The organism is Variovorax sp. Soil_C_19 (assembly GCF_057657255.1).
The window spans coordinates 835,427-854,618 of the sequence record NZ_JBDGIV010000001.1; the positions used below are offsets into that span (position 1 = coordinate 835,427).

Sequence of the window (19,192 nt, forward strand, 5' to 3'; positions counted from 1 at the left end):
GCGGATGGCGCAGGCCCTGCCTGCGGCCTGAGACTCCTCAGAACTTGTCGAGCACCGCACCCGAGCTCGCACTCGAGGCGTTGAACGCAAACTTGGCCTGCACGCCGCGCGTGTAGCGCGGTGCCGGCGGCTTCCAGCCTTCGCGGCGCTTGGCCAGTTCGGCTTCGGGCACGTTGAGTTCGAGCTTCAGTTCATGCGCATCGATGGTGATCGAGTCGCCCTCGTTCACGAACGCGATGGTGCCGCCGGCCGCCGCTTCGGGCGCCACGTGGCCCACGACCATGCCCCAGGTGCCGCCCGAGAAGCGGCCGTCGGTGATCAGGCCCACGCTTTCGCCGAGGCCGGCACCGATCAGCGCGCCCGTGGGTGCGAGCATCTCGGGCATGCCCGGGCCGCCCTTGGGGCCAAGGTAACGCAGCACCATGACGTCGCCGGCCTTGATCTTGCCGTCGAGGATGGCCTGCAGCGCCGACTGCTCGTCGTCGAACACGCGCGCCGGGCCGGTGATGACCGGGTTCTTGAGGCCGGTGATCTTGGCGACCGCACCTTCGGGCGAGAGGTTGCCCTTGAGGATCGCGAGGTGGCCTTCGGCGTACATCGGCTTGTCGATCGGGCGGATCACGTCCTGGTCGGCGCGCGGCTGGTCGGGCACGTCCTGCAGCACCTCGGCGATGGTCTTGCCGGTGATCGTCATGCAATCGCCATGCAGCAGGCCGGCGTTGAGCAGCACCTTCATCACCTGCGGAATGCCGCCGGCCTGGTGCAGGTCGACCGCGAGGTACTTGCCGCTGGGCTTCAGGTCGCAGATGACCGGCACCTTCTTGCGCATGCGCTCGAAGTCGTCGATCGTCCAGTCGACTTCGGCCGCGTGCGCGATCGCCAGGAAGTGCAGCACCGCGTTGGTCGAGCCGCCGGTGGCCATGATCACGGCCACGGCGTTCTCGATGGCCTTCTTGGCCACGATGTCGCGCGGCTTCAGGTCCTTCTTGATCGCCTCGATCAGCACCGTGGCCGATTCCTTGGCCGAGTTCTGCTTTTCGTCGTGCGGATTGGCCATGGTGGACGAGTAGGGCAGCGACATGCCCAGCGCCTCGAAGGCGCTCGACATGGTGTTGGCGGTGTACATGCCGCCGCACGAGCCGGTGCCGGGAATGGCGCGCTTCTCGATTTCGTTCAGGTCCTCGTCGCTCATGTTGCCCGCGGCGTTCTGGCCCACGGCCTCGAACACGCTGACGATGTTGAGGTCCTGGCCCTTGTAGCGGCCCGGCAGGATGGTGCCGCCGTAGACGTAGATGGCGGGCACGTTGGCGCGCAGCATGCCCATCATGCCGCCGGGCATGTTCTTGTCGCAGCCTCCGACCACGAGCACGCCGTCCATCCACTGGCCGCCGACGCAGGTCTCGATGCAGTCGGAGATGACTTCGCGGCTGACCAGCGAGTACTTCATGCCTTCGGTGCCCATGGCCATGCCGTCGGAGATGGTAGGCGTGCCGAACACCTGTGCGTTGCCGCCCGCTTCCTCGATGCCGGCGATGGCGGCGTCGGCCAGCTTCTGCAGGCCCGAGTTGCACGGCGTGATGGTGCTGTGGCCGTTCGCGACGCCGACCATCGGCTTCTTGAAGTCGGCCTCTTCATAGCCCATGGCGTAGAACATCGAGCGGTTGGGTGCCCGGCTCTTGCCTTCGACGATGTTGGCGCTGCGGCGGTTGATCTGGATCGGCTTGGTGTCCATGGTGCGTGTCTCTTCTGTCGTGGGGAAAGCGCGTGGGGAGCGCAGGGAAGGGTGAAGTATCCGACTTCTCACTGATTGCTTCCAATCCATTTTCGAACCCGCATTGATATGCTCGGCATATGAAAGAGCACCTGATCGACCTGCGTGCCTGGCGCCAGTTCGTCGCCGTGGCCGAAGAGCTGCATTTCGGACGCGCGGCCGAGCGCCTGCACATGACGCAGCCGCCCGTCACGCAGGCCATCGCCCAGCTCGAAAAGACGCTCGGGGTCGTGCTCTTCGACCGCACGCGGCGGCGCGTGGCGCTCACGCCGGCGGGCGAGGCGCTGCTGCCCGACGTGCGCGAACTGCTGGCGCGCGCGCAGGCGCTGCCCGCCCGTGCGCGGGCAGCGGCGGCCGGGCAGGTGGGGCGGGTGCGCATTGCGTTCGTCTCGACGATCGGCTTCGAGAAGCTGCCGGGCTGGGTGCGCGAGTTCCACGTGCTGTGCCCCGAAGTGGCGCTCGAACTCGTCGAGGCCACCGGCGACGTGCAGCGCGAGGCGCTGGCGCGTGGCGAGATCGACGCCGGGCTGATGCTGCACTCGCCGGGCGCGGCGCCGCCCGGGCTGGAAAGGCTCGCGGTGGAGGAGGAATCGCTGGTGCTGGCCATGCCGGCCCAGCACCGGCTGGCGCGCGCGAAACCCGTGCCGCTGGCCGAGGTGCTGGCCGAGCCGCTGGTGATCTTTCCGCGCCGGATCGTGCCTTCGCTGCACGACGCGATCCTGGGCCTCTATCACGCGGCAGGCCTTGCGCCGCAGGTCGCCCAGGAGGCGATCCAGATGCAGACCATCGTCAACCTGGTTTCGGGCGGCATCGGCATGGCCTGGGTGCCGCACAGCGTCATGCAGTTCCGCCGCGCGGGCGTCGTCTACCGTCAGGCGCACGAGTTCAAGGCCGCGGGCCGCGCGCGTCTGGCGCTGCCCGCCTGCGAGACCAGCCTGGCCTGGCCCGCGCAGGCGGCGCACCCCGCGCTCGAGCGCTTCATCGCGTTCGTGCGCGAGCGCACGCAAGAACGCACGTCGATGGCCGGCTGACCTGCCGAAGCGGAGCAGGGCGGCCGGGTTCAGCGGGCACAATCCGCGCATGCTCATGTATCCACAGATCAACCCCGTCGCCCTGCAACTCGGGCCGATCGCCATCCACTGGTACGGCCTGACCTACCTGGCGGCCTTCGCGCTGTTCTACTTTCTCGGCACGCGGCGCCTGCGGCATGAGCCGTACCGCTCGCTGGCCGGCACGGCAGCCTGGCAGCGAAAGGACGTCGAAGACATTCTTTTCCTCGGCGTGATGGGCGTCATCGTCGGTGGGCGGCTCGGCTACTGCCTGTTCTACAAGCCGGGGTTCTATCTTTCGAATCCGCTCGAGATCCTCTACGTGTGGCAGGGCGGCATGGCCTTCCATGGCGGGTTGCTGGGCGTGATCGGCGCCATGTTGTGGTTCGCGCACTCGCGCGGCCGGCCGTTCTGGCAGGTGATGGATTTCGTCGCGCCCTGCGTGCCGACCGGCTTGGCCGCGGGACGCGTGGGCAACTTCATCAACGGCGAACTCTGGGGCCGCTTCAGCAGCCCCGACCTGCCGTGGGGCATGGTGTTTCCGCAGAGCGGCTCGATGCTGCCGCGCCATCCTTCGCAGGTCTACCAGTTCCTGCTCGAAGGGCTGCTGCTGTTCATCGTCATGTGGCTCTATGCGCGCAAGGAGCGCAAGCAGGGGCAGGTGGCGGCGGTGTTCATGATCGGGTATGGCGTATTCCGCTTCATTGCCGAGTACTTCCGCGAGCCCGACGATTTTCTCGGCCTGCGCGCGCTCGATCTGAGCCAGGGGCAGTGGCTCAGCGTGCCGATGGTGCTCTTCGGCATCGGCCTGTGGCTCTGGGCCGCGCGGCGGCCCCAACCCGCACGGGCTTGAGGCGCGCGACGCAGCCAGCTTAGGCAAGGGTAAGCCCGGGCGCCAAAACCGCGCGCGGTGCTTGCGCCTCATGAGACGGCGGCCCACAATTACGCGTAATTATGAGAAATTACACGTAAACGCGGCGGCAACGCGACGCAAAGCACCCAACCCATGCGCTTGGTTCCCAACTCCCTGCACGACGAAGTCGCCGCCACGCTGCGCGAGCAGATCTTCGCCGGCGCACTGGCGCCCGGAAGCTTCCTCGACGAGGCCGCGCTGTGCGAGAAGCTCTCGATCTCGCGCACGCCGCTGCGCGAGGCGCTCAAGGTGCTCACGGCCGAAGGGCTGCTGCGCCACGAGCCGCGGCGCGGCTGCTTCGTGCGCGAGGTCACCGAGCGCGACCTCGACGAGATCTTCCCCGTCATCGCGCTGCTCGAAGGCCGCTGCGCCTACGAGGCCGCGCGCAATGCGAGCGATGCGGAGCTGAGCGAGCTCGATGCGCTGCACGAGCGGCTGGTGCGCCACGCCAGGGCGAAGCGCATCAACGACTACTACGCCACCAACCACCTGATCCACGAGGCGATCATCCAGCTGGCCGACAACAAGTGGCTCGCGCAGGTGATCGGCGACCTGCGCAAGATCCTCAAGCTCGCGCGGCTCCAGCAACTGCATGCGCCGGGCCGGCTCGAGCAGAGCCTGTCGGAGCACTTGGCTGTGTTCGCGGCGCTGAAGGCGCGCGACAGCGAAGGCGCCGACGCAGCCATGCGCACGCACCTGACGCGGCAGCGCGAGGCCTTGCGCGAGGTGGCGCGGCAACAGAAATCCAGGGTGATGTCATGAAGAACGACGCGGGCCGGGCCATACCCGCAGCCCCCAGCAGCATTGGAGTTTGTCGATGAGTGCGACCGAATGGTTCCAGGCGCGGCTGCGCGCTGGCGAGAAGTCCGGCAGCAAGGTGCCGGTGGCACCCGAGGGCGCAACGCGCAACGCGCCCAAGACGGCGGCGAAGCCGAGCGAGCGCACCACGGCCGAGCGCCTGCAGGCCACGCTGCGCAAGGCCGACGAGGCGCTGTCGCCGCGAACGCTGCGCCGCGTGCTGGCGGCGCTGCAGGCGGTGATCGATCCGCGCGTGAGCGAGGTCGAGGGCGGCCGCCGGGCGCATGCGATTGCGCGCGAGTATGCCGCCGCCACGCCCGAGGAGCGGCGCGACTACTGGGCGCTCATGAGCGAGCATTTCGCGGCAGATCCGCAGAAGCTCAAGGCCGCGCGCGACCAGCACCAGGCCGCGGTGGGCACGCCCGACGAGGGTCAGGCCGAACTCCGGCTGCGCCGGGCGTTGGTGTCGCCGCGCATGCGCCTGTTGCAGCGCTTCGCGGCCGAGCCCGAGGGCATGCGCTTCCTGGTCGACCTGCGCGCCGAGCTGCTGCCGTTCCTCAAGTCGGACAAGCGGCTGCTGGCGCTCGATGCCGAGATGGAGCACCTGTTCTCGACCTGGTTCGACGTGGCCTTTCTCGAGCTGCGCCGTATCGACTGGAACTCCCCGGCTTCGCTCATCGAGAAGCTGATCCGCTACGAGGCGGTGCACGACATCAAGAGCTGGACCGACGTGAAGAACCGGCTCGACGACAGCGATCGCCGCTGCTATGGCTTCTTCCACCCGCGGCTACCCAACGAGCCGTTGATCTTCGTCGAGGTGGCGCTGGTCGACCGCATCAGCGACGGCATCACGCCGCTGCTCGACGAGACCGCGGTGCCGACCCAGCCGGCGAAGGCCACGACCGCGATCTTCTATTCGATCAGCAACACCCAGACCGGCTTGCGCGGCGTGAGCTTCGGCGATTCGCTGATCAAGCGCGTGGTCGAGACGCTGCAGGAAGAGCTTCCGCGCCTGAAGACCTTTGCCACGCTGTCGCCGATTCCGGGGTTCCGCGCCTGGCTTGCAAAGAACGCATCGACCCTGCTGCCGCGCCTCGACGAGAAGCGGGAGGCCGAGCTCGGCCGTCTGGTGGGATCGCTGCCCCCGACCGCCGAGCGGCTGCTGGCCGCGGTGGATGCCGCCAATCCGGAGCTGGACGCCAAGTCGCCGCTGCGCCAATGGCTGCTGCAGGCCGCGGCCGAATACCTCGGCCACACGCTGTTCGACGGCACTCCGGTCGATCCGGTGGCGCGCTTCCATCTCGGCAACGGCGCACGGGTCGAGCGGCTCAACTGGGCCGGAGACCCGTCGCCCAAGGGGCTGAAACAGTCCTATGGCCTGATGGTCAATTACCTCTACGATCTCAAGCGGATCGACAAGCACCGTGCTTGGCTGGCCGACGGCAAGGTGGCGGTTTCGGGAGACGTTGAAAGCCTGTTCTTCAAAAAAGGCTGAGTTCTGAAAGAAGAAAGTCCGGCGCGTGAGGCGCCGGCGGCCGCATGGCGCGGCAATCCACAACGACAGGAGATGACAGATGACTCAGAGTTTTCAACGACGCGACGTGCTGCGGCTGGCTGCGGCCGGTGCTGCCGTGCTGTGCGGCACCGGCGCGCGGGCGCAGGCCGGAGGCTGGCCCAACAGGCCGGTGAACATGGTCGTGCCGTTCCCGGCCGGCGGCGGCACCGACGCGTTCGCACGGCCGCTTTCGGCCCAGTTCGCTAAGGTGGCCGGGCAGACGCTGGTCGTCGACAACCGCGGCGGTGCCGGCGGCACGGTCGGGGCCAGCATCGCGGCCAAGGCGCAGGGCGATGGCTACACGCTCTTCATGGGCGCGGTGCACCATGCCATCGCACCCTCGATCTACCCGCGGCTCGACTACGACCTCGAGAAGGACTTCGTGCCGCTGATGCTGCTGGCCAACGTGCCGCAGGTGGTGGTGGTCAATCCGCGCCGCGTGACGGCCAACACGCTCCAGGAGTTCGTGGCGGCTGTCAAGCGCAATCCGGGCAAGCTCAACTACGGATCGGCAGGCGCGGGCACCTCGCACCACCTCGCGGGCGAGCTGTTCAAGCTGCAGACCGGCACCTTCATCACCCACATCCCGTACCGCGGCGCGGGCCCGGCGCTGTCGGACCTGATCGCCGGCAATGTCGACCTGATGTTCGACGGCCTCGGTTCGTCGGCCCAGCACATCAAGGGTGGCCGCATCAAGGCGCTGATGGTGGCAGGCGCCAAGCGCAACCCCGCGTTCCCCGACGTGCCCTGCGCGGCCGAGGTCGGGCTGCCCGACTACACCGTGACCACCTGGTACGGGCTCTGGGCGCCCAAGGGCACACCGGCCGACGTGCAGGCGCGCATCGTCGACGACATGAAGAAGGCGCTCGCAACCGACGAGCTCAAGGCGATCTGGACCCAGAACGGCGCCGAGATCCCCAACCTGACGATGGCGTCCTACGGTGGCTTCGTGAACTCCGAGATCAAGCGCTGGGCCACCGTGGTGAAGGCGTCGGGCGCCAAGCTCGAGTGACGACCCGCCGGGCGACGAAGGCATCGGCGCTTTCGTCGCCCGGCATTCACTGAATTTTCGACGACGTACCTGCACCATGAAGACGAAAGCCAACCCCAACCTGTTCGCCGCCCTGCGCGCGGCCTTTCCCGCCGACCTCGACGCCATTGCCGTCGAAACCGACAACGGGCTGTTCTATTCGTGGCGCGACCTCGACCGCGCGAGCGCGATGATCGCCAACCTGCTCGACGCACTCGGCCTGGAGGAGGGCGCCCGCATCGCGGTGCAAGTCGAGAAGTCGGTCGAGGCCATGATCCTGTACCTCGCCACGCTGCGCGCGGGCTATGTGTTCCTGCCGCTCAACACCGCCTACCAGAGCGCCGAGATCGAATACTTCATCGGCAATGCCGAGCCCGCCGTGGTGGTGTGCACCAGCCGCAACGCCGCCTGGGTCGGGCCGATCGCCACGGCCGCCGGCACCCGCCATGTGTTCACGCTCGACGACGACCGCAGCGGCACGCTGCTCGAGGTCGCTGCCCAGTGCAGCGACCAGCACACCGCCGCGCACAGGAAGGCGGACGACCTGGCTGCGATCCTCTACACCAGCGGGACCACCGGCCGCAGCAAGGGCGCCATGCTCACGCACGGCAACCTGCTGTCGAACGCCGAAGTGCTCAAGGACTACTGGGGCTGGACCCGCGGCGACGTGCTGATCCACGCGCTGCCGATCTTCCATGTGCATGGTCTCTTCGTCGCGCTGCACGGCGCGCTGCTCAATGGCAGCAAGATGATCTGGCTTGCGAAGTTCGATCCGAAGCGCGTGGTCGAGAAGCTGCCTGAGGCCACGGTGTTCATGGGCGTGCCCACGCTCTACGTGCGGCTGCTCGCCGAACCCGGGCTCACGCGCGAGGCGGTGCGCAACATGCGGCTTTTCGTGGCCGGCTCGGCACCGCTCCTGATCGAGACCTTCGACGAATGGCGCGAGCGCACGGGCCACACGATCCTCGAGCGCTATGGCATGAGCGAGACGATCATGCTCGCGTCCAACCCCTACAACCCGGCGCAGGGCGAACGCCGCGGCGGGACTGTGGGGTTCGCGCTGCCCGGTGTGCAGCTGCGCGTGCGCGACGATGCCGGGCGCGACTGCACCACCGACGAGATCGGCAACATCGAGGTCAGCGGCCCGAACGTGTTCGCGGGCTACTGGCGCATGCCGGAGAAAACCAGGGAAGAGTTCACCCCCGACGGCTTCTTCAAGACCGGCGATGTCGGCAAGATCGACGGCCGCGGCTACATCACGATCGTCGGGCGCAGCAAGGACCTGATCATCAGCGGCGGCTACAACGTCTATCCGGCCGAGATCGAGGGCTACATCAACGAGCTGCCGGGCGTGGCCGAGAGCGCGGTGGTCGGCGTGCCGCACCCCGACTTCGGCGAAGTCGGCGTAGCGATCGTCATTGCCAAGCCGGGAGCGGTGCTCGACGCCGATGCGATCGTGGCAGAGCTCAAGGCAAAGCTCGCGAACTTCAAGATTCCGAAACGCTGCTTCGTCGTGGGCGAATTGCCGCGCAATGCGATGGGAAAAGTGCAGAAGGCATTGCTGCGGGAGCAGCACAAGGGGTTGTTCGCCTAAGAGGCGGTTGGCCGCGGCATGACGCCGCCGCTCGACTACTTGCCCCGCTTCGCCATCCCCTGCAGCAGCGCATGCCCCTGCAGCCGCTGCTGCAGCCGCTTCTTCCACGCCGCAGGCAAGGTCGACGCCTCGATCATTTCGGGCCAGGCGCTGCGCGCGCGGCGCGCGGTTTCCGCGACCACCCGCCGCGCCAACGGCTCGTGCACGCCGGCCGAGCCGCAGAACGCGCGGATGTTCGCCGGCGTGAACAGCGCCGTGCGCCGCGGCGTGCGGGCATCGGGCAGTAGCGGCAGTGCGTGGCCTTCGACGCCCTGCAGCGCCGCGTAGGCGACGATGTCGTAGGCCGGCGCCAGCCGGGGCGCCGCGCCGTCGGGGTACAGCACGCCGAAATTCTTCAGGTGGGCGTCGGGATTGCCGAGCAGGTCGTTCACCGCCAGGCGGCGCAGCAGTTCGAGCACGGCGTCTTCACCCATCGACGGAAAGGCGCGCATCGCGAGCGCCATGTCGAGGTAGCTGGCGCTGTACTTGTGCATCGGATCGATCGCGAGAACCTGCGCGAAATCCTCGAAATGGATGCGGCGCGCGCCCTCGCGGTCGAAGCGGGTCACCGCGAGGAATTCGGGCTCATCGGGCAGCGCGTAGCTGTGCTCGGCCGAAATGGCCGACAACGGCGCGAGCTCGGCATGGCAGACCTCGACACCCGCGGCGCCCGCCAGCTGCAGAGAGAGCATCTCGAGCTGCGGCATGTGCGGCCGCCCGGCCATGGGCAGCTTGGCGATCACGCGCGTGCTGGCGCCCGCCCGGGTACGTGCCACGTAGCGCCCGCCCTGGCGCCGCAGTCCGAGCTTGGGCTGCACGCCCGAGACCGAGATGCCCTGCGGCAAAGGCAGTTCGACCACCGACATCTCGAGCGCGTCCTGGTCCTGCGTGATGAGCCGCTGCAGCGTGCCGCGGTCGACCGCCACGGGCCGGGCGCTCACGGCGCCGGGCAGGTCGCCGCCGCAGGCAGCCAGAAGCTCGAAATGGTCGTTTTCGCGGCAGCCGCGCAATTGCGCGATGTGGCTGCGCAGCACGCCTTCGGGCAGCAGGTTCTGGAAGAAGGGCGGCAACGGCCCGCCTTGGGCATTGAACAGCGGGTTCTTCACGTCGCTCCACAGCGCGGCCTGCGCCGAGGGATCGCTGGCCACCATCGACAGCGACAGCACTTCGGCCGGCGGGTCGGCGACGAGTTCGGGCTCGGCCACGAAGCGGCACAGGTCGGCGTACTGGAACAGCTTGCCGAAACGGCGGGCGCCCAGCGAGATCTCCAGGATCTTGACATTCACGGCGAGCGCTTCCCTGCCGGCTTGGAGGATGTGGGCGGCGCAACCGCCCGCCCCACCGCGCGGCCGATACGCGTGGGCACCGGTCGATAGCCGGCGTCGGTTTCGGCCTGCCCGCCAAACCCCTTCGGCGCGAGCTGCAGTTCGAGCCCCAAGGCATCGACCAGCGCCAGCAAGGACGACATCTGCGGGTTTCCCGCAAGACTCAGTGCATTGCGGACCGACCGCTCGGTCAGACCCGAGCGCTGCGCGATCTGCGCATGGGTCAGGCCCGTGGCGTCGCGGCGGGCGGCGAGGGCGGCGATGAACTCTTGTTTGGTCACGGAAAGATATTACCGTAAAACTCCATTTCGGAAACATATTTCCGTTGGCTGCCTAGCGCGGCACCAGCGTGAAGAACGGCATGACCACGCCCATGACCCAGTTCTGCCCGAAATCGAGCGCCGCCCGCCGGTACTTCTCGTCGGCTTGTGCGGCCAGCAGGTCGAGCCGGGCCACCACCTTCGAGAGTTCGCGGTCGGCCACGAGGTTGCGTCCGCGTTCGCTGATCTCGGTGGCCAGCAGCAGCGGCTGGCCGTCGGGGCCGGTCTTCGAGGCGATCAGCCAGAGCGATATCTCGAAGTTGCGCGCAGCCCGGTAGCTGTTCTCGGCGTTGACACCGTCGAGCATGGTCTGCTCCCAGGTGTCGCCGTTGGCCTGCTTGAGCATGGTGGCCCAGCCGACTACCAGTGCCGCCACCCGGTCGCCCTGGTAACCCTGCGGGCCGGTGTCGAAGGCCATGCGGATGGCGTCGATGCCGGTGGCGCCGCGCAGTTCGGGCAACGCGGCCTCGCTGGTGCCCACCGCATCCCAGGCGCGCTGGATGGCCGCTTCCATGCTGGCGCCCGATTTGCGCCATTCGCGCGGATTGCGGCGGTACAGCGTGATCTGCACGCGCCGTATCGACTGCAGGTTGTCGCGCAGCGAGAGGTTGGCAATGCGGTTGGCGCTCGACTGCAGCCATTCCTGGTTGCCATAGGGCTGGGCTCGATCGGTCGAACGAACGGCGGCGCAGCCGCCGAGGCCCAACAGGGACGCCGCACCCGCGAGCAGGCAGGCGCGGCGCCCGGCAGAGGGGGGAAACAACGAGGAATCGCTCATGCCCCTGACGTTATCATCCACGGCTTGCGCGGCGGCCTGCCTCGAGCGGCAGGCCCGTGCAAATTTCCTTACAAATCAATACCTTGGCGCTTTGCCAAGCCAGGCCGACAAGTCGTGCGTCTCAATTCCATCAAGCTCTCGGGCTTCAAGTCGTTCGCCGAACCCACCAACTTCCTGCTGCCGGGTCAACTGGTAGGCGTGGTCGGGCCCAATGGCTGCGGCAAATCGAACATCATGGATGCGGTGCGCTGGGTGCTCGGCGAGTCGCGTGCGTCGGAGCTGCGCGGCGAGTCGATGCAGGACGTGATCTTCAACGGCACGACCACGCGCAAGCAGGCGAGCCGCTCGAGCGTGGAGCTGGTGTTCGACAACGCCGATCACCGCGCAGGCGGCCAGTGGAACCAGTTCAGCGAAATCGCCGTGCGGCGCGTGCTCACGCGCGACGGTACCAGCAGCTACTTCATCAACAACCAGCCGGTGCGCCGGCGCGACGTGCAGGACGTGTTCCTGGGCACCGGCCTCGGGCCGCGCGCCTACGCGATCATCGGGCAGGGCACGATCAGCCGGATCATCGAATCCAAGCCCGAGGAACTGCGGCTGTTCCTCGAAGAAGCTGCGGGCGTCTCCAAGTACAAGGAGCGCCGGCGCGAAACCGAGAACCGGCTCGGCGACACGCGCGAGAACCTCACGCGGGTCGAAGACATCCTGCGTGAACTCAATGCGAACCTCGAAAAGCTCGAGAAGCAGGCCGAGGTGGCGGCGCGCTACAACACGCTGCAGGGCGACGCCACCAAGAAGCAGCACCAGCTGTGGTTCCTCAAGCGCAGCGAGAGCGAGGCCGACCAGGCCAAGATCAAGGCCGACGCGGAAAAGGCGATCAACGACCTCGAATCGCGCACGGCCGACCTGCGCCGCGTCGAATCCGAACTCGAGACGGTGCGCCAAGCCCATTACGCGGCCGGCGACCAGGTCAACCAGGCCCAGGGCAAGCTCTACGAGGCGAGCGCCGAGGTCGGGCGCCTCGAGGGCGAGATCCGCTTCGTGGTCGAGGGCCGCCAGCGGGTGGAGCAGCGGCTGGTCCAACTGCGCGAACAGATCGGCCAGTGGGACAGCCGCCGCACCGATGCCGAAGCCGAGATCGAGACGCTCGCCGGCCAGGGCGTGGACGCCGAGGAACAGGCCGTGCTGCTGGCTGCCCAGCTCGAGGAGCACGACGCCCGCATGCCCGAGCTCGAGGAAGCGCAGCAGCGCGCGCAGGACGAGGCCAATGCGCAGCGCGCCGCCGTGGTGCAGGTGCAGCAGCAGATCCAGGTGCTGGCCGCCGACCAGCGCAACATCGAGGACCAGACACGGCAGCTCACGCTGCGCGGCGAGCGCCTGCGTGCCGACCAGAATGCGCTGGCCGCACCCGACGAAGCCCGCTTGCAGGCGATGCAGGAAGAACATGCGGCCGCACAGGAAGCGGCGAGCGAGGCCGAGGCCCGGCTGCACGAACTGCAGGAATCGGTGCCCCAGCTCGACGACGACCGCCGCGCGAAGCAGCAGGCCGTCAATACCGAAGGCGCACGCCATGCCGAGCTGTCGGCACGGCTCGAGGCACTGCGCGCGCTGCAGGAGCGCGTCAAGACCGACGGCAAGCTCGCCCCCTGGCTTGCCAAGCATGGCCTCGAAGGCATGCAGGGCCTCTGGAGCCGGATCCATATCGAGCAGGGCTGGGAGAACGCGCTCGAGGCCGCGCTGCGCGAACGGCTGGGCGCGCTCGAAGTCAGCCGGCTCGACATGGTGCGCGCCTTTGGCAACGATGCGCCGCCGGCCAAGCTGGCGTTCTACAGCCCGCCACCCGCCGGTGTGCCGCCGGACGCGGGCGGCGGCGCACTGACGCGCCTGTCGAGCCTGCTGCGGCTCAACGATGCGGGGCTGCAGGCGCTCATGACCGACTGGCTGCGCGGCTGCTACACCGCTCAGAGCTTCGAAGAGGCGCTCGCGCAGCGCGGCACGCTGCAGCCCGGCGAAGTCATCTACGTGCAGAGCGGCCATGCCGTGTACTCGCACAGCGTGAACCTCTATGCGCCCGACTCCGAACAGGCCGGCCTGCTCGCGCGCCAGCAGGAAATGGAGAACCTCGAGCGCCAGCTGCGTGCGCAGACGCTCATCAACGAGGAGGCGCGCACCGCGCTGGTTCGCGCCGAAGCCGCGTATGCCGACGCGGCCCAGCGCCTCGTGAGTGCGCGCCGCGAAGCGGCCGAGACGCAATCGCGCGCGCATGGCCTTCAGGTCGAGACGCTGCGCATGACGCAGCTGGCCGAGCAGACGCGCGCCCGCAGCGAGCAGCTCGCGACCGACCTGGCCGAGGTCGACGCGCAGCTCGAGGAACTGCAGGAAAAGCGCATCGCGGCCGAAGGGCGCTTCGAAGAGCTCGACATGCAGCTCGCCGATGCGCAGGAGCGCCATGCCCAACTCGACGAGCGCGTGATCGAGGCCGGCCGCGCGCTGACTGCCAGCCGCGAGCAGCACCGCAGCCTCGAACGCAAGGCGCAGGAGGCCACCTTCTCGCAGCGCACGCTCGAAGCACGCCGCGGCGAACTGAACCGCGCGATCGAGACTGCCGCGCAGCAGGTCGTCGCGCTCACCGACGAGGACGAGCGCGCGCGGGCCGAACTCGGTCGCCTGTCCGACGCAGCCGCCCAGGCCGGCCTGCAGGATGCGCTGGCGCTCAAGCTCGAGCGCGAGGCCTCGCTGGGGGCAGCGCGCAGCCAGTACGACGACCTCACGATGAAGCTGCGCGCGAGCGACGAGCGCCGGCTGCAACTCGAGCGCGAACTCGATCCGCTGCGCCAGCGCATCACCGAATTCCAGCTCAAGGAACAGGCCGCACGCCTGGGCGTCGAGCAGTACCAGCAACTGCTCGACGATGCCGGCGCCGACCTCGAGGCCGTGGCGCAGTCGATCGAGGTCGACAAGGTTCGCCTCACGGGGCTGCAGGGCGAGATCGATCGCCTGAACCGCGAAGTCGCGGCGCTCGGCGCGGTCAACCTCGCGGCGCTCGACGAGCTCACCGTGGCGCGCGAGCGCAAGACCTTCCTCGATGCGCAGTCGGCCGACCTGAACGAAGCCATCGGCACGCTCGAAGACGCCATTCGCAAGATCGACGCCGAGACGCGTGACCTGCTCGGCGGCACCTTCAAGATCGTGAACGAGCACTTCAGCCGCATGTTCCCCGAGCTCTTCGGCGGCGGCAACGCGCGGCTCATGATGACGGGCGACGAGATCCTCGATGCCGGCGTGCAGGTGCTCGCGCAGCCTCCCGGCAAGAAGAACCAGACCATCCATTTGCTCTCGGGCGGCGAGAAGGCGCTCACCGCCATTGCGCTGGTGTTCGCGATCTTCCAGCTCAACCCGGCGCCGTTCTGCCTGCTCGACGAGGTCGACGCGCCGCTCGACGACGCGAACACCGAGCGCTATGCCAAACTCGTGACCGCCATGAGCCGCGAAACCCAGTTCCTCTTCATCAGCCACAACAAGATCGCCATGGAAATGGCCGAACAGCTGATCGGCGTGACGATGCAGGAGCAGGGCGTCTCGCGCATCGTCGCGGTCGACATGGAATCGGCCGTGTCGATGGTCGAGGCTGCTTGAGCCGGGCAGCGCATGAGCAATCTCACTCTCGCCCTGGCCATCCTCGGTGGCCTCGTCCTCGCGGCCGTTGTGGCCTACAACACACTCACCTCGCGCCGCCAGGCGCCGCGCCAGCCCGACGCGGCCGGCGGCGGTGACCCGTCCGACGCGGAACAACGGCGCGCATCCTCGGCCGACGGGATGGAGCCGGTGCTCCGCACCGATCCGCACGCGGCACCGAGCCACGAGCGCCACGAGCCGCTGTTCGATCCGGACCTGCCCGCGCCGGCGCCCAACCAGCTGCCCGCGGCCGAGCGCCGCGGCGGGCTCGATCCGCTCATCGACGTGATCGCCTCGGTGTCGCTCGAAGGTCTGGCCTCGGGCGATGCGGCGATTGCCGCCATGCCGCCGACGCGCCGCGCGGGCAGCAAGCCCGTGGCCATCGAGGGCCAGAACGAGCACACGGGCCAATGGGAGCCCCCCGTGGCGGGCCAGCGCTACAGCGCGTTCCAGGTCGGCGTGCAGCTGGCCAACCGTACCGGGGCGCTCAACGAGATCGAATACTCCGAATTCGTCGTCAAGGCGCAGGCCTTTGCCGATGCGGTGAACGGGGCGCTCGAGATCCCCGAGATGCTCGACGAGGTGGCGCGCGCGCGCGAGCTCGACCAGTTCGCCAGCGCGCACGACGCGCAGCTCGGCTTCGTGCTGCGCGCGCTGCATGCGGCCTGGAGCCCCGGCTACGTGCAGCAGAACGCCGCGCGGCTGGGCTTCGTGGCCGGCATCATCCCGGGCCGCATGGTGCTGCCCACGAGCGAGGCCGGGCTGCCGCCGATCCTCGGGCTTTCGTTCGACACCCAGGCCGCGCTGGCCGACGACCCCGCGCAATCGGCGATCCGCGAGCTCAGCCTGAGCCTGGACGTGCCGCAGGTCGACCGCGCCGAGCAGCCGTTCCAGCGAATGCGCGATGCCGCCGCCACGCTCGCCCGCGAAATGGACGGCGTGGTGACCGACAGCGACGGCCAGTTGCTGCGCGAAGAAACCATGGACGTGATCGGCGCCGACCTCGAGCAGCTCTACGACACTCTGGAGTCGCGCGATCTCGCCGCCGGCTCGCCGCTGGCGCGGCGTCTCTTCAGCTGATTCCCGGAAGGCATCCCATGACGACGCGCGACGAAGCGGCACGCGAAGCCGCCGCACTGAGCGAGCAGCTCCACCGCCACGCCCATCTCTACTACGTGCTCGACGCGCCCGAGCTGCCCGACGCCGAATACGACCGCATGTTCCAGCGGTTGCAGGCCATCGAGGCCGAGTTTCCCGATCTGCGCACGCCCGATTCGCCCACCCAGCGCGTCGGCGGTGGCGTGCTCGAGGGCTTTGCCAAGGTGCGCCACAAGGTGCCGATGCTCTCGATCCGCACCGAGACCGACATCAGCCCCGGCGGCGCGAGCGCGTTCGATGCGCGCGTGCGCCGCGAACTGGGCCTGGCGGAAGATGCGCCGCAGGTCGAGTACGTTTGCGAACTCAAGTTCGACGGGCTCGCCATGAACCTGCGCTACGAAAACGGCGTGCTGGTGCAGGCCGCGACCCGCGGCGACGGCGAAGTCGGCGAAGAGGTCACCCAGAACATCCGCACCGTGCGCGAGATCCCGCTGCGCCTGCAGGGCGAAGCTCCGCCGGTGGTCGAGGTGCGCGGCGAGGTCTACATGAAGCGCGCCGACTTCGAGGCGCTCAACGAGCGCCAGCGCGAGAAGATCGCGGCCGGCCAGAAGAACGAGAAGGTGTTCGTCAATCCGCGCAATGCCGCGGCCGGTGCGGTGCGCCAACTCGATCCGGCCATCGCGGCGGCCCGGCCGCTGAGCTTTTTTGCCTATGGCCTCGGCGAAGTCACGCCGGCCGGCGAGGGCGGGCCCCAATTCGAGACCCAGTTCGACTGGCTGCAGCAGTTCCACGCCTGGGGCTTCCCGGTGGCGGCGCAGACGGCGCGCGCGCGCGGTGCGATCGAACTCATCGCCTTCCACGAGAACATCGGCCGCCAGCGCGATGCCTTGCCCTACGACATCGACGGCGTCGTCTACAAGGTCGACAGCATCGCGCTGCAGCGACAGCTCGGATTCGTTTCGCGCGAACCGCGCTGGGCGGTGGCGCACAAGTACCCGGCGCAGGAGCAGATGACCGAGGTGCTTGGCATCGAGGTGCAGGTGGGGCGCACCGGCAAGCTCACGCCCGTGGCCAAGCTCGCGCCGGTGTTCGTCGGCGGCGTGACCGTGACCAATGCCACGTTGCACAACGAGGACGAGGCCCGCCGCAAGGACGTGCGCGTGGGCGACAAGGTCATCGTGCGCCGCGCCGGCGACGTGATTCCCGAGGTGGTCGGCGTGGTGCCCGAGAGCCTCGCCAAGCCCGAGGGCGAGCGCGGGCCGCTCTTCACCATGCCGCACCAGTGCCCCGTCTGCGGATCGGAGGCGCTGCGCGAGGAGGGCGAGGTCGACTACCGCTGCACCGGCGGGCTCTTCTGCGCCGCGCAGCGCAAGGAGGCCATCCTGCACTTCGCGGCGCGCCGCGCCGTCGACGTCGACGGGCTCGGCGACAAGCTGGTCGAGCAGTTGGTGGACGCCAACCTGATCCGCACCTTGCCCGACCTCTACCGGCTCGGCTTCACCACGCTCGCGGGCCTCGACCGCATGGCCGAGAAATCGGCCGCCAACCTCGTTGCCGCGCTCGAAGCATCGAAGAAGACCACGCTGCCGCGCTTCCTGTTCGGGCTGGGCATCCGCCACGTGGGCGAAAGCACCGCGAAGGACCTGGCCAAGCACTTCGGCAAGCTCGATGCGATCATGGACGCGAGCGAAGAACAGCTGCTCGAGGTCAACGACGTCGGCCCGGTCGTTGCGCAGAGCCTGCGCACCTTCTTCGATCAGCCCCACAACCGCGAGGTGGTCGAGCAGCTTCGCGCCTGCGGCCTGACCTGGGAAGAGGGCGAGCCCGCCGCGCGCGCCCCGAAGCCGCTTGCGGGCCTGACCTTCGTCATCACCGGCACCCTTCCTACGCTCAGCCGTGACGAAGCGAAGGACAAGCTGGAAGCTGCAGGTGCGAAGGTGGCTGGTTCGGTCAGCAAGAAGACAAGCTACCTCGTAGCGGGCGAAGAGGCCGGCAGCAAGCTCGACAAGGCGCGCGAGATCGGCGTCGAGGTGATCGACGAGGCGCGTATGCTGGGGTTCCTCGCCAACGGCGTGCCGGCCGCCGGCGCGTAGCCCGCGAGGCGGGTTACCGCCGGTTACGCCACTTCATACCTGCGCAGTCATCAGGAACTACAAGGTGGCGTTGAACACCAAAGGCTGACTAAGGAGCCACTATGCAAAGAAATCGTGCTTTCGGCATTGCCATCGTTCTCGGCGGCATTGCGCTGCTGGGTGGCTGCGCGGCGGTGCCGGGCGACCCGTACTACTCGGGCGGCGGCTACTACTCCGATGGGCCCTACTACGGCGATCCGGTCGTGGTGCCGGCGCCGGTCTACATCCAGGGCGGTGGCTATTACGACGGCGGCCGCCGCTACTACGACCGCCGCCAGTACAACCGTCCGCACTACCCCGGCGTTCGTCCTGGGTACCCTGGTGTCCGTCCGGGCTACCAGGGTGGCGGGCGTCCGGGCTGGGGCGGTGGTGGTGGTCGTCCGCCGCCGCCGGTCGTGGGCAGCGGCGGTGGTCGGCCAGGCGTGTCGCCGGTGCCGGCCTACCGTACGCCGCCGCCCACCGGCCGTTCGCGGCTGTACACCTCGCCCGACAGCAAAGCCCCAGGCCAGCAGACGCCTCCCTGAGCGGCGGCGCGGGCGCTCGCGAGGCCCGGCACGATAATCGCGCCATGGCCATTCGCGACATCCTCAAAATGGGCGACCCGCGGCTGCTGCGCATGGCGCAGCCCGTGTCCGCCTTCCACACCGACGAACTGCACCTGCTGGTGCGCGACATGTTCGAGACGATGGCGGCGGTCCACGGTGCGGGCCTCGCGGCACCGCAGATCGGCGTCGACCAGCAGCTCGTGATCTTCGGCACCGACGTTGTCAACCCGCGCTACCCCGACGCGCCGCCCGTGCCGCGCACCGTGCTGCTGAATCCGGTGATCACGCCGATCGGCGACGAGGAGGAAGAGGGCTGGGAGGGCTGCCTCTCGGTGCCGGGCCTGCGCGGCGTGGTGCCGCGCTTCTCCAACATCCGCTACACCGGCTTCGATCCCTACGGCGATCCGATCGACCGCGTGGCGAGCGGTTTCCATGCGCGCGTGGTGCAGCACGAAGTCGATCACCTGCTCGGCAAGCTCTACCCGATGCGTGTGCGCGATTTCTCGCGCTTCGGCTACACCGATGTGCTGTTTCCGGGGCTGGACGCCGCCGACGACGACTGAGGCCGGG

General features: G+C 68.6%; 15 protein-coding genes. 11 read left to right on the forward strand and 4 right to left on the reverse strand.

Going from position 1 to position 19,192, the window contains the following annotated elements; genetic code table 11:
* Positions 1-37 precede the first annotated feature (37 nt).
* The gene (ilvD, locus tag AC3A6R_RS03935) at positions 38-1,732 is read right to left on the reverse strand and encodes a dihydroxy-acid dehydratase (protein ID WP_487863820.1); all 1,695 of its coding nucleotides are present in this window, start codon (positions 1,730-1,732) and stop codon (positions 38-40) included.
* Between the two features lie 119 nt (positions 1,733-1,851).
* On the opposite strand from ilvD, the gene AC3A6R_RS03940 reads away from it, so the two are divergent.
* From AC3A6R_RS03940 to AC3A6R_RS03965, 6 genes are all read left to right on the forward strand, one after another.
* Entirely contained in the window at positions 1,852-2,802 is a 951-nt protein-coding gene (locus AC3A6R_RS03940) for a LysR family transcriptional regulator (protein WP_487863821.1), read from the forward strand.
* Between the two features lie 49 nt (positions 2,803-2,851).
* Positions 2,852-3,673 carry a prolipoprotein diacylglyceryl transferase gene (lgt, locus tag AC3A6R_RS03945; RefSeq protein ID WP_487859004.1) on the forward strand — a complete coding sequence of 274 codons (822 nt, stop codon included), beginning with the start codon at positions 2,852-2,854 and terminating at the stop codon, positions 3,671-3,673.
* A gap of 153 nt (positions 3,674-3,826) precedes the next feature.
* Positions 3,827-4,495: a GntR family transcriptional regulator gene (locus AC3A6R_RS03950; RefSeq protein ID WP_487859005.1), complete on the forward strand. Its 669-nt coding sequence runs from the start codon at positions 3,827-3,829 to the stop codon at positions 4,493-4,495.
* A 55-nt stretch (positions 4,496-4,550) separates the two neighbouring features.
* Complete coding sequence (locus tag AC3A6R_RS03955) at positions 4,551-6,026, forward strand: malonyl-CoA decarboxylase (protein ID WP_487863822.1); 1,476 nt, start codon at positions 4,551-4,553, stop codon at positions 6,024-6,026.
* 79 nt (positions 6,027-6,105) lie between these two features.
* Entirely contained in the window at positions 6,106-7,098 is a 993-nt protein-coding gene (locus tag AC3A6R_RS03960; RefSeq protein ID WP_487863823.1) for a Bug family tripartite tricarboxylate transporter substrate binding protein, read from the forward strand.
* A 76-nt stretch (positions 7,099-7,174) separates the two neighbouring features.
* A complete protein-coding gene (locus AC3A6R_RS03965) occupies positions 7,175-8,710 on the forward strand; it encodes a malonate--CoA ligase (RefSeq protein ID WP_487859008.1) in 1,536 nt (511 codons plus the stop codon).
* Between the two features lie 35 nt (positions 8,711-8,745).
* Here AC3A6R_RS03965 and AC3A6R_RS03970 read toward each other — a convergent pair whose 3' ends face one another.
* Genes AC3A6R_RS03970 through AC3A6R_RS03980 form a run of 3 tightly spaced genes read right to left on the reverse strand, consistent with a single transcriptional unit; the run spans position 8,746 to position 11,172 of the window.
* Entirely contained in the window at positions 8,746-10,035 is a 1,290-nt protein-coding gene (locus AC3A6R_RS03970; protein WP_487863824.1) for a type II toxin-antitoxin system HipA family toxin, read from the reverse strand.
* Positions 10,032-10,355 carry a helix-turn-helix domain-containing protein gene (locus AC3A6R_RS03975; RefSeq protein WP_487863825.1) on the reverse strand — a complete coding sequence of 108 codons (324 nt, stop codon included), beginning with the start codon at positions 10,353-10,355 and terminating at the stop codon, positions 10,032-10,034. Before AC3A6R_RS03975 ends, AC3A6R_RS03970 begins: the two co-directional genes overlap by 4 nt.
* Positions 10,356-10,407: 52 nt before the next feature.
* Positions 10,408-11,172 carry a hypothetical protein gene (locus AC3A6R_RS03980; protein WP_487863826.1) on the reverse strand — a complete coding sequence of 255 codons (765 nt, stop codon included), beginning with the start codon at positions 11,170-11,172 and terminating at the stop codon, positions 10,408-10,410.
* A 114-nt stretch (positions 11,173-11,286) separates the two neighbouring features.
* Here AC3A6R_RS03980 and smc point away from each other — a divergent pair, with 114 nt between their 5' ends.
* The 5 genes from smc to def all read left to right on the forward strand — a co-directional run bounded on the left by smc (position 11,287) and on the right by def (position 19,185).
* On the forward strand, positions 11,287-14,808 hold the full coding sequence (gene smc, locus AC3A6R_RS03985; RefSeq protein ID WP_487863827.1) for a chromosome segregation protein SMC: 3,522 nt from the start codon (positions 11,287-11,289) through the stop codon (positions 14,806-14,808).
* A gap of 12 nt (positions 14,809-14,820) precedes the next feature.
* Positions 14,821-15,927 (forward strand): cell division protein ZipA C-terminal FtsZ-binding domain-containing protein, encoded by a 1,107-nt coding sequence (locus tag AC3A6R_RS03990; RefSeq protein WP_487859013.1) that lies wholly within the window; start codon positions 14,821-14,823, stop codon positions 15,925-15,927.
* A 17-nt stretch (positions 15,928-15,944) separates the two neighbouring features.
* A complete protein-coding gene (gene ligA, locus AC3A6R_RS03995) occupies positions 15,945-18,038 on the forward strand; it encodes an NAD-dependent DNA ligase LigA (RefSeq protein WP_487863828.1) in 2,094 nt (697 codons plus the stop codon).
* A 101-nt stretch (positions 18,039-18,139) separates the two neighbouring features.
* Positions 18,140-18,601 (forward strand): hypothetical protein, encoded by a 462-nt coding sequence (locus tag AC3A6R_RS04000; protein WP_487863829.1) that lies wholly within the window; start codon positions 18,140-18,142, stop codon positions 18,599-18,601.
* A gap of 44 nt (positions 18,602-18,645) precedes the next feature.
* Positions 18,646-19,185 (forward strand): peptide deformylase, encoded by a 540-nt coding sequence (def, locus tag AC3A6R_RS04005; RefSeq protein WP_487863830.1) that lies wholly within the window; start codon positions 18,646-18,648, stop codon positions 19,183-19,185.
* Positions 19,186-19,192 lie beyond the last annotated feature (7 nt).